Origin of the sequence: Actinoplanes sp. CA-015351, assembly GCF_050955685.1 — a bacterium.
GTDB lineage: Bacteria > Actinomycetota > Actinomycetes > Mycobacteriales > Micromonosporaceae > Actinoplanes.
The window spans coordinates 8,192,718-8,203,601 of sequence record NZ_CP192102.1 but is presented as its reverse complement, the minus strand read 5'-3'; the positions used below and the strand labels follow the sequence as shown (position 1 = coordinate 8,203,601).

Annotated in this window: 7 protein-coding genes, 1 tRNA gene and 1 other RNA gene; 7 read left to right on the top strand and 2 right to left on the bottom strand. The window is 66.6% G+C overall.

Translation table 11 applies throughout. The annotated features are described in order from the left end of the window. Window positions 1–55: 55 nt before the first annotated feature. Together ACQP2E_RS37315 and ACQP2E_RS37310 are read right to left on the bottom strand one after the other, a co-directional pair. Window positions 56–1,774, bottom strand: coding sequence for an ATP-binding protein (locus ACQP2E_RS37315; protein ID WP_433827633.1), 1,719 nt, complete (start codon window positions 1,772–1,774; stop codon window positions 56–58). Window positions 1,775–2,086: 312 nt separating this feature from the next. Beyond that, window positions 2,087–2,174: transfer RNA gene (locus ACQP2E_RS37310), tRNA-Ser, on the bottom strand. Between the two features lie 85 nt (window positions 2,175–2,259). On the opposite strand from ACQP2E_RS37310, the gene ffs reads away from it, so the two are divergent. The 7 genes from ffs to ACQP2E_RS37275 all read left to right on the top strand — a co-directional run bounded on the left by ffs (window position 2,260) and on the right by ACQP2E_RS37275 (window position 10,882). Continuing rightward, window positions 2,260–2,356: signal recognition particle sRNA small type (ffs, locus tag ACQP2E_RS37305), an RNA gene on the top strand. Between the two features lie 71 nt (window positions 2,357–2,427). Continuing rightward, on the top strand, window positions 2,428–5,412 hold the full coding sequence (locus ACQP2E_RS37300) for a DNA polymerase III subunit gamma and tau (protein ID WP_433827632.1): 2,985 nt from the start codon (window positions 2,428–2,430) through the stop codon (window positions 5,410–5,412). A gap of 156 nt (window positions 5,413–5,568) precedes the next feature. Further along, window positions 5,569–5,892 carry a YbaB/EbfC family nucleoid-associated protein gene (locus tag ACQP2E_RS37295; protein WP_111654168.1) on the top strand — a complete coding sequence of 108 codons (324 nt, stop codon included), beginning with the start codon at window positions 5,569–5,571 and terminating at the stop codon, window positions 5,890–5,892. 4 nt (window positions 5,893–5,896) lie between these two features. Then, complete coding sequence (recR, locus tag ACQP2E_RS37290; RefSeq protein ID WP_433827631.1) at window positions 5,897–6,490, top strand: recombination mediator RecR; 594 nt, start codon at window positions 5,897–5,899, stop codon at window positions 6,488–6,490. A gap of 407 nt (window positions 6,491–6,897) precedes the next feature. Continuing rightward, a complete protein-coding gene (locus ACQP2E_RS37285) occupies window positions 6,898–7,905 on the top strand; it encodes an ABC transporter permease (protein WP_433827630.1) in 1,008 nt (335 codons plus the stop codon). Between the two features lie 73 nt (window positions 7,906–7,978). Beyond that, entirely contained in the window at window positions 7,979–9,763 is a 1,785-nt protein-coding gene (locus ACQP2E_RS37280; RefSeq protein ID WP_433827629.1) for an ABC transporter substrate-binding protein, read from the top strand. 117 nt (window positions 9,764–9,880) lie between these two features. Beyond that, on the top strand, window positions 9,881–10,882 hold the full coding sequence (locus tag ACQP2E_RS37275; RefSeq protein ID WP_433827628.1) for an ABC transporter permease: 1,002 nt from the start codon (window positions 9,881–9,883) through the stop codon (window positions 10,880–10,882). Window positions 10,883–10,884: the final 2 nt, after the last annotated feature.

Genomic DNA, 10,884 nt, shown 5'->3' with positions numbered 1-10,884 from the left:
GTGAACGCGGGCGAACGGGACGGGAACTGAGACGTTCTACCCCGAGCTGGACTCGTTAAGTCGCGGACCACGTCGTCGAGCGCGAGCGATGTTTGCCGTTCATCTGGACAAGATTCTTTTCGCGAAGGCTCTGAAGTGCTCGGACGACCTGGTGATAAGCGAGTCCGGTAGCTGCTTCGACGCTGGCTCTGGATGTTTCAGCTCGGCGGACGAATTCCAGCACCGCACGCTCGTTCGCGGTCAGGTCGATGGGCGACGACATCGCTTTGCCCGGTGCCGGACCGTCGAAGAGGCTGGCTTCTTCAGCGCGGGTTCCGATCAAGCGGTAGACGGTTGTCCCTCGTGTACCGGACTGTTCGATCAACCTACGGTCGACCAGATCCCGGAGATCACGGCTTGCCGCCCGGCTGTCCCGAACACCGGTCGACGCGCGATAGCTGCTGTTGTTGAGAGCGATGCCGTTGCGCATCATCACCAGTGCGGTCATCTGGGCTCTCGTCAGGGGGTACCCGTCGAGGGACCCCAGCCAGTACAGGGCCTCTTCGTCCAGCAATGTGTGATTGGGAAACTCGGCGGAGAAGGAGGCGATGTCATCGGCGAAACCGGGCGGCTCCATTCCTGCGTCGGTCAATGCCAGAAGCATCCGGGCAATGCCGGTTCCACGGTTTTCACAGACCATGTGACCGTCACCGAAGGGTGTGTCCTCCAGAATCTTCAAGAGTGCTTTGTTGCGAGAGGATGTGACCGTGGTGACGCCCAGGGACCGGACATCGACGGGACCGTACAGGCCACCGGGATTCCGGATCAGGAGGCGGTCGGGGTACATCTCGACCTGGACCTGGGTCCCCCTGGCAAACTCCGAGTAATCTCGGTGGACGATCGCGTTGACCAGGGCTTCTCGGAGAACCTCTTCGGGATACTCCCATTCCTCCGTGCGGAAGATGCCGGATACGATGCTGCGTCGTCGCATGTTGCGTTTCAAAAGTCGGATGCATTCGGCGACCATGAAGGGGATGGAGCCGTCAATCGATCTGTTCTCCGTGAAGCGCTCGCCGGAGTTCCCCAGAAGTCCGGCTTCGGAGGAGGGATAGACCACGAAGGTGATGTCGAGCTGAGGCTCGAAGGTTTGTGGGTACAGGCCGAACACGAGCAAGCCGGCGAGGGTGGGAACGGCCTGATCCCCCTGCGTGGTCAGAACGTTGAGCATCCTCAGGGCACGTTCGTCGTCGACCTTGCGGAAGATGTCACTCCTGGTGTCGCGGATCCGTCGGAGAAACGCGTTCACCAGTTCCGAGTCCAGATCGTCAACGTTTGCGCCTGGGACGGGCGACAGGTCGTGCTTCTGCTCGTGTCGGTTGGACAGCAGCACACCGACCTCGTAGTCGGTGAGCTTCCGGTCGCCGTCGCTTACCCGGATGCGGGACCCTGCCCACGGGCCGAGGGAGCGCTTATGACATGGCCGCTGATCTCTGGGTAGTTGCGGTACCTCGCAGACGACCACGATCGCGTCATCGATGGTGACGGAATAAATCTCTGCCCGTATCGGAGGCTCCATCTCGGAGCAGATTGCGGACAACTGCGACTCCTGGGCGCCGGCGTCTGCCACGCCGCTGATCCGGAAGTCGTCTTTCTCGTCGATCCCCAGCAGGATGCAACCGCCGGCCGCATTCGCGAAGGCGCTGATCGTCTCCCAGATGCTTGGGGGGAGCCCTCCGCGGGATCGCTTCACTTCGCAGATCGACGTGTCGTTACCGATGCTGCGGAGGCTGCTCACGAGATCGATGATGCTGTCAGCGTTAATGGAGTCCTCCGAGTGCTCATCGACCTGCCAACTTGGCGCTGATCGTTCAGCGTTCGTGTACCACTCTCGTTGTACAGGAACGTGCTACAGCGTGCTACAGGGAACCTTGAGTTCTACATGTTGGCGCGATGATTCGCGCGTACGCGAGCGAGGCACTGTGGTTGGCCGGACTCGCATCGACGCGCGTGAGGTTTCCGACGCGCAGGCGAGGATCAACTGAGACGGCGACAGCAAGAAGGCCGGACCCAGCGGGTCCGGCCTTGTCGCGTCTGCCCTGGTCAGGGCTGGCGGAGGATACGAGATTCGAACTCGTGAGGGGTTTCCCCCAACACGCTTTCCAAGCGTGCGCCCTAGGCCACTAGGCGAATCCTCCGTGCGCCAGAATACAGACGTTTCCCGGCACCCCGAAGGCGGGGGAGGGGGTCGGCGGTGGCTCGAAGCCGCCAGGTAGGCTCCTCGGTAGCCCCTCGTGCGGCGTGTATCCCGTGAACCTCCCCAGGGCCGGAAGGCAGCAAGGATAAGCGGGCTCTGACGGGTGCACGAGGGGTCCTTCACTTCTGGGGCACCTTGTTTGTTCTTGTCAGACCCTCGGCGGACAATGGCGCGGTCGTCAGGAGGTGGCAGGAGTGGCGCTCGCCCTCTATCGGAAGTACCGTCCTCGGACCTTCGCCGAGGTCATCGGTCAGGAGCACGTCACCGAGCCGCTGTCGCAGGCATTGCGGAGCGGCCGGCTCAACCACGCCTACCTCTTCTCCGGCCCGCGCGGCTGTGGCAAGACCTCCAGCGCCCGGATCCTGGCCCGCTCGCTCAACTGCGAGCAGGGACCCACACCGGATCCGTGCGGCGTCTGCATGTCCTGCAAATCGCTCGCCAACGACGGTGCCGGCTCGATCGACGTCATCGAGATCGACGCGGCCAGCCACGGTGGTGTCGACGACGCTCGCGAGATCCGGGAAAAGGCGTTCTTCGCCCCCGCCGCGAGCCGATACAAGATCTACGTCATCGACGAGGCGCACATGGTCTCGTCGGCCGGCTTCAACGCGCTGCTCAAGCTCGTCGAGGAGCCGCCCGAGTTCGTGAAGTTCATCTTCGCGACCACCGAGCCGGAAAAGGTGCTCGGCACCATCCGCTCGCGGACCCACCACTACCCGTTCCGGCTGATCCCGCCGGCGGTGCTCCGTCCCTACCTGCAGAAACTCTGCGAAACCGAGGGCGTCACTGTCGACCCGACCGTTCTCCCGCTGGTCGTGCGGGCCGGTGGCGGCAGCGCGCGGGACTCGCTGTCGATTCTTGACCAGCTGATCGCTGGCGCCGGCCCGGGCGGTGTCGACTACGCGCGAGCGGTCGCCCTCCTCGGCGTCACCGACTCCGCCCTGATCGACGAGATGTGCGAGGCGATCGCGTCCGCTGATGGTGCCGCTGCCTACGCGACGATCGACCGTGTCGCCGAGGCCGGCCACGACCCGCGCCGCTTCGCGTCCGACCTGCTCGAACGCCTGCGTGACCTGATCATCCTCCAGCAGGTGCCGGATGCCGTCGCGAAAGGCTTGATCGACGGCCCTGCCGACCAGCTGGAAGCGATGGCCCGCCAGGCGACGAAGCTCGGCCCGGCGACGCTGTCCCGCAGCGCCGACATCGTGCACAACGGCCTGGTCGAGATGCGCGGCACCACCGCGCCCCGCCTCCTGCTCGAACTGGTCACCGCCCGGATGTTGCTGCCCGGCGCCGACGATTCCTCCAGCGCGCTGCTCCAGCGCCTGGAGCGCCTCGAGCGAGGCGGCATTTCAACCCCCTCTTCGGTACGCACGGACCACACGCCCCCTGGCGACTCCGGCAGTGACGGCTCCCGTCCTCCAATGGCACCGCAGGACTTGGTCGGCGGGGCGGGGTTCGCTCCGGCCGCCGCCGGTCCTGCTGCCGCCGGTGGCGCCAGTGGTGGCGGTGCCGCCGGTGGCGGCGGTGGCGGCGGCGGTGGAAAGGCCGCCGCGATGGCAGCGGCCGCCGCGGCTGCCGCAGCGGCGAAAGGCAAGCCGGCCGGCGCGGGCCGCGTAACGCCGGTTTCTCCGGCCCCGGTTTCTCCGGCGCCAGTGGCAGCCCCCGTTTCCGCGCCTCCCGCTTCAGCGGCCCCGGTTTCAGCTGCGCCTGTCTCGGCGCCGGTTGTCGAGGCGGCCGCCGATTGGAACGCTGTCGCCGAGGGCAGCCACGACGAAGAGCCGCCGCCGTGGGACGAGGAACCGGTCGAACCGGCCCCGGCTGCGGTGCTCGCTCCGGCGCCGGTTGTTGACAGGTTCGGCGAGGTTCGGGCCGCTTGGCTGGAGCTTGGCCGTTCGCACGACAAAGTCGGCGTGATGCAGAAGGTCGGGATCGACCTGCGCGCTGTCGAGGGTGACACCGTGGTGTTCGGGGCGCCTTCGACGAAATACGCGGAACGCCTGGTCAGCGGCTATCAAGACGTGATCACCGGAGCGTTCGCGCGCGCGCTCGGCGGCCAGTGGCAGATCCGCTGCGACGTGGGCGACGCAGCACCGGCACCTGGCCCGGCCGCAGGCAGCCCGGCCGCAGGCAGCCCGGCCGCGAGCGGGCCGGCCGCAGGCAGCAGGGACCAGCCGGCCGACCGCCGGCCCGCGTCAGCGGCGGCTCCGAACCGGCCGGTGACCGGGACGTCGGCGCCGGAGCGCAATTCCGGGCGGACCGAGTCGCGCCCGTCCCGCCCGCAGCGCCCGGCGACTTCGGATTCCGACGACGACTGGCCTGAACCGGCCCGCCCGGCGGATGCGGTCCGGCAGCAGGACGACAGTGGCTCAGCGGGTGACACCGACTGGCCTGAGCCGGCTCGGCCGGGGAGTGCCGGCCCGCGACCGCCAGTTCCGGCCGTTGCCGAACCCGCCGTGGAAGAAGCATGGCCGGAGACCGCCAAACCGGGAGGCGGCGCGCTCACCCGCCCGCAGGCCGACGCATCGCCTCCGGGACCGGCAAGCGCGGATCCTTCCGGACGGCCCGGTGGCTCGGCGGTCGATGAGGTACCGGCCCCTGTAGTGACCAGTTCGGCGAACAACGCACCGCCAATCCCCGTCCCGCAGCCCGTGGCTCCAGCACCGATCGAGGCACCTCCGCAAACGGCCCCTGCGACACCGCCCGCCAGCGCGGCTCCGGTCAATGCGGCTCCGGTCAGCGCGGCTCCGGTCAATGCCGCTCCGGCCAGCGCGGCTCCGGTCAGCGCGGCTCCGCCCAAGGCCGCTCCGGCTCGGTCGGCGGCGATGGAGGCTGCTCGGGCTGCCGCCCGTGGTGGCAGCGGCGCGGTCTCCAGCGGTGGGCGTGCGGCCCCGGCGGCGGCCAAGCCCGCTGCCGGCGGGCAGCCCGGAGCCTGGTCGGACGGGTCGCCCACCGAGGAAGCGCCGTACGACCCCGAGTACGACGGCCCGCCCCGTGCCGGCGGCCAGCCGCGGGGGGTCGGCCAGCCCAGGGGTGGGGCGACGATCGAGGGCTTCGACCCTGGGGATGAGCCGCTCGACGACGTGCTTGATGAGAAGACGGCGCGGCAGAGTGGCGAGGAGTTGGCGATGCAACTGCTTCGCGATGCCTTCGGGGCCGAGAAGATCGCCGAAATCTGACGTCGGTGGGTGCGCTCTTCGCGCGTACCGAAGATGGGGTGTCCGTTGGCGCGTCGGCGGGCATGAGGTTGGTGGCGGCTACGCTGGCGGCGGAACTTTCGACCGCTGTGTGCCGTCGATGGTGGTCACGAAATCAATCAGTTGAGGAGCGGTGCCATGCGCCCCGGTGGACAGCCGAACATGCAGCAGATCATGAAGCAGGCGCAGAAGATGCAGGCGCAGGTCGCGCAGGCACAGGCCGAGCTGGCCGAGGCGGAGCTGACCGGCACGGCCGGCGGCGGCCTGGTGACGGTGACGATCACCGGTCTCGGTGAGTTCAAGGCTGTGAAGATCGACCCGAAGGCGGTGGACGCCGACGACGTCGAGACCCTCGAGGACCTGCTTCTTGCGGCGATCCACAACGCGGCCGAGTCGCAGCGTGAGCTCGCCGAGAAGAAGATGGGACCGGCCACCGGCGGCTTCTCCCTGCCGGGGTTCTGATCCCGTGTACGAGGGTGCTATCCAGGATTTGATCGATGAGCTGGGCCGGCTTCCGGGCGTCGGCCCGAAATCGGCCCAGCGCATCGCGTTCTACGTCCTCTCGGCGGACCCGGCCGACGTGAACAAGCTGGCCGGCGCGCTGCGCAAGGTGAAGGAACTGGTCCGCTTCTGCACGATCTGTTTCAACGTGGCCGAGTCGGAGCAGTGCCGGGTCTGCCGGGACACCCGCCGCACCAACGAGGTGCTGTGCGTGGTCGAGGAGCCCAAGGACATCGTCGCGATCGAGCGGACCGGTGAGTTCCGCGGGCGGTACCACGTGCTCGGCGGGGCGATCAATCCGCTCGAAGGCATCGGCCCGGACAATCTGAAGGTCCGTGAGCTGTTGATCCGGCTCGGTACCGGTGAGGTCAAGGAGCTGATCCTGGCCACCGATCCGAACACGGAGGGTGAGGCCACTGCGACCTATCTCGGCCTTCTGGTGAAGCCGATGGGTATCGCGGTGACCCGTCTCGCGAGCGGTCTGCCCGTCGGCGGCGACCTCGAGTACGCGGACGAGATCACTTTGGGCCGGGCCTTCGAGGGTCGGCGCGCGATTTAATTTTACGTCTCGTAACAGGGACGTAACGGGCTGCGAGCGTTTGCGCCCGATTCGCCACTTAACCGCCGTCCACAAGGTAATTTCCGATTGGTCGGCGTTCTAGGTCACGGTGACATCACGAGGGAGACACGGAAACATCCGCGTGCGGTCCGTGAACTTGACCCAGAGCACTCACTAGGTGAATGTTCCTCTCGATGGCGGCAACACCCGCCGTCGAGTGCCCTCGTGGTGTCCGGTCAGATCTCGGTCGGCGTTATGAGGGTCCGGCACTCGAGGCATATGCGATAACCGATCGGTTGCCGTTAGCTGCGTGGGCCATCGCCACCGCTCGGGGGATCTTCCGTGTGTCCTCGAACTGTGGCCGTGGACTCCCGTCGCCCGGCGACTGGGAGAGGACCGGCGAATAGATGTCGCTTGGCCCAGAAGCGTCGATCACTGAAGAAGCGACGACGCCGACAGCCGACGCGGCTGAGGTGCGGAGCCCCGGCGAGTCAGCGATCGCGGGTCGATCGCTGAAGCAGATCGCCTGGCGTCGCCTGAAGAAGGACAAGGTCGCCATCGGCGGCGCTGGTGTCGTCCTCTTCCTCATCCTCATCGCGATCCTCGCCCCGGTGCTGACCAAGCTGTTCGGTCACCCGATCGACGAGTGGCACCCGGATCAGGTCGATCCGACGTTCGCCACCCCGATCCACCCGTGGGGCGGCATCACCAGCGACTTCATCTTCGGCGTGGAGCCGACGACCGGCCGGGACATCTTCAGCCGCATCGTCTACGGCGCGCAGACCTCGCTGACTGTCGCTTTCCTCTCGGCGTTCCTGTCGACCATTCTCGGCGTGCTGTTCGGCACGGCGGCCGGCTTCCTCGGCGGCTGGGTCGACTCGATGATCAGCCGGGTGATGGACTTCCTGCTCGCGTTCCCCCAGCTGCTGTTCTCGATCGCGCTGGTCTCGGTGCTCCCGCAGGAGTTCCTCGGACTGGGTAGCCGCTGGTCGCGAGTGAGCGTGCTGGTTCTGGTGATCGGCTTCTTCGGCTGGCCGTACATCGGCCGGATCGTGCGAGGCCAGACGCTCTCCCTGCGCGAGCGGGAGTTCGTCGAAGCGGCTCGCAGCCTTGGGGCCCGATCGCCGCGCATCCTCTTCCGGGAACTGCTGCCGAACCTGGCGGCGCCGATCCTCGTCTACACGACGCTGATCATCCCGACGAACATCCTCACGGAAGCCGCACTCAGCTTCCTCGGCGTCGGTATCCCACCGCCCAACCCGTCGTGGGGCGGCATGCTTTCGGACGCCGTCACCTTCTACTCGATCGACCCCATGTTCATGATCATCCCGGGCGGAATGATCTTCATCACTGTGCTGGCCTTCAACCTCTTCGGTGACGGCCTGCGCGACGCGCTCGATCCCAAAGCCCGCTGATACAGGGGTCAACGCAGAACACGCATGTTTGGCGGACCGTTCGGCTCCGCTGTTCGAGGAGGTAGGAGAACAGGTGTCTCGAAAGACAAGGGCGATAGCGGCAGCAGGTGTCGCTGTCGTGCTGGGGCTGACCACCGCTGCGTGTGGTGGTTCGGACAGTGACGACAACGGAAGCACCAGCACCTCTGGTGGCAAGGCCGCATACAACGCCGCGATCACGGACGTCGTCAACCCGTCGACGACCAAGGGCGGCACGCTGAACCTGTGGAGCTCGCAGGATGCGGACTCGTGGGACCCGGCACGTGGCTACTACGCGTTCGTCTGGAACCTCAACCGTCTCTACACCCGCAAGCTGGTCGAGTACTCGGCCGTCCCGGGCAAGGCGGGTCTGGAGCTCCAGGCCGACCTCGCCGAGGCGCTGCCGACGATCAGCGACGACAAGCTCACCTACACCTTCAAGCTGCGCAGCGGCCTGAAGTGGGACGACGGTGCGGCGATCACGTCGAAGGACGTCAAGTACGGCATCGAGCGGGTCTGGGCCGCGGACGCCATCTCCGGCGGTCCGGTCTACCTGCCGGCGCTGCTCGACCAGGGCCAGAACTACCCGGGCCCGTACAAGGACACCGACGCTGAGAAGCTCGGTCTGAAGTCGGTCACCACGCCGGACGACTCCACGATCATCTTCAAGCTGGCGAAGCCGTCCTCGGACTTCATCTACCTGCTGGCGATGCCGGGTTCCGGCCCGGTGCCGCAGAAGCGTGACACCGGCGCGCAGTACGGCTCGGCGCCGGCCGCGTCCGGCCCGTACATGTTCAAGGAAGGCAGCATCCAGCCCGGTAAGGGTGTCTCGTTCGTCCGTAACCCCAACTGGGACCAGGCGACCGACCCGATCCGCAAGGCGCTGCCGGACGCGATCAACCTCACCATCACCACCAACGCCGATGACCTCGACAGCCGGCTCCTCGCCGGTACCGCGGACCTCGACGTCGGCCAGACCGGTGTGCAGGCGGCGGCTCGGACCAAGCTCCTTACCGACCCGAACCTGAAGGCGAACGCCGACACCCCCACCACCGGCTTCCTCCGGTACGCGGGCCTCGCGACCTCGGTCGCTCCGCTGGACAACATCGAGTGCCGTAAGGCCATCATCTACGCGGCCGACCCGACCACTCTGCAGTCCGCTCGTGGTGGCCCGATCGCGGGTGGCGACATCGGCACCAGCATGCTGCCGCCGAACATCGCCGGCTCGGACGCCAAGTACGACCCGTTCAACCGGCTCCAGGGCAAGGCCCAGGTCGACGAGGCCAAGAAGGCTCTGACCGCCTGTGGCAAGCCGACCGGCTTCGACGTCACCATCGCGGTTCGTAACAACCGTGAGGCCGAGGTCAAGACCTCCGAGGCCCTCCAGGCCGCCCTCAAGGTCGTCGGCATCAACGCCAAGATCGAGCAGTACGACGGCGCCCAGCAGGCTTCCATCACCGGTTCGCCCGACAACGTGAAGCGCAAGGGCTACGGCATCATCATCGGCGGTTGGGGTGCTGACTACCCGACCGGCGCCGGTTACATGCAGCCGCTGTCCGACAGCCGCTTCATCCCGGAGAACGGCAACTACAACCTGGCTGAGATCAAGGACCCGGCGATCGACAAGCTGTACGACGACGCGCAGCTCGAGACCGACCCGGCCAAGGCCGCTGAGCTCTACAGCCAGATCAACCACAAGATCATGGAGGGCGCTTACTACCTGCCGTTCGTGGTCGACAAGGCGCTCAACTACCGCAACCCGCGGCTGACGAACGTCTACATCCACGACGCGTTCGGCATGGTCGACTTCCAGGCCGTCGGCGTCAGCGACGGCAAGTAAGTCAGTCGGCAACGCCCTTAGTGGCAACGGGTAATTCGAAGGGTTGGTGAAGGCCGCCCGCGGCGGGCGGGCACCGGTTCGCAAGACCGGTGCCCGCCCGTCCTTCGGCCGAACGACGTGCTGACTTACATCATCCGGCGGTTGATCAATGCCGTCATCACGCTGCTCGTGGTCACGCTTGTGACCTTCGGGATCTTCTTCGGCGTCCCGAAGATCACTGGCAGCGACCCCGCACTGCTTTACATCGGCAAGACGGCAGACGCGGCGTCGATCGAGGGCATCCGCACGAAGATGGGTCTCGCTGATCCGATCCTGGTGCAGTACGGCAAGTTCCTGAAGGGCCTGGCCGTCGGCCGGGACTACTCCAGCGGACCTGACGTCATTCACTGCCCGGCCCCGTGCCTCGGTTACTCGTTCAAGACCGACCGGCTGGTCACGCCGACGCTGCTCGCCGACATCCCGGTGACGCTGTCGCTGGCGATCGGCGCGGCGATCCTGTGGTTGATCATCGGCATCTCGGCGGGCGTCATCTCGGCGCTCCGAAGAGGAACGTTGATCGACCGGGCGGTGATGACGGGAGCCCTGGCCGGCGTCTCGCTGCCCATCTACTTCACCGGCCTGCTCGCGTCGGCGATCTTCATCTACTGGCTGGAGTGGTTACCACAGGGCCAGTACGTGCCGTTCACCGAGAATCCCGGCGAATGGTTCGTGCAGATGTTGTTGCCGTGGATCACGCTGGCATTCCTCTTCGCGGCGACCTACGCTCGTCTGACCAGGGCGAACATGTTGGAGACCCTGGGTGAGGACTACATTCGTACGGCTCGGGCCAAGGGCCTGCGGGAGCGGACCGTCATCGGTAAGCACGGTCTGCGCTCCGGCCTCACCCCGATCGTCACCGTCTTCGGTCTCGACCTGGGCGCGCTGCTTGGCGGCGCGGTGCTCACCGAGAGCGTCTTCAACCTGCGCGGCCTCGGTTACCAGGCTCTCGACGCGATCCGCGCCAACGACCTTCCGGTGATCCTCGGCGTCACGCTGATCGCCGCGTTCTTCATCGTCTTCGCCAACCTGCTCGTGGACCTCGTCTACGGCGTCATCGACCCGCGCGTGCGGCTGAGCTGAGG

Bases quoted from the DNA above. Each gene is read 5' to 3' on its own strand.
- ACQP2E_RS37295 (WP_111654168.1), top strand. From the start codon at position 5,569: ATGCGCCCCGGTGGACAGCCGAACATGCAGCAGATCATGAAGCAGGCG.
- ACQP2E_RS37285 (WP_433827630.1), top strand. From the start codon at position 6,898: ATGTCGCTTGGCCCAGAAGCGTCGATCACTGAAGAAGCGACGACGCCG.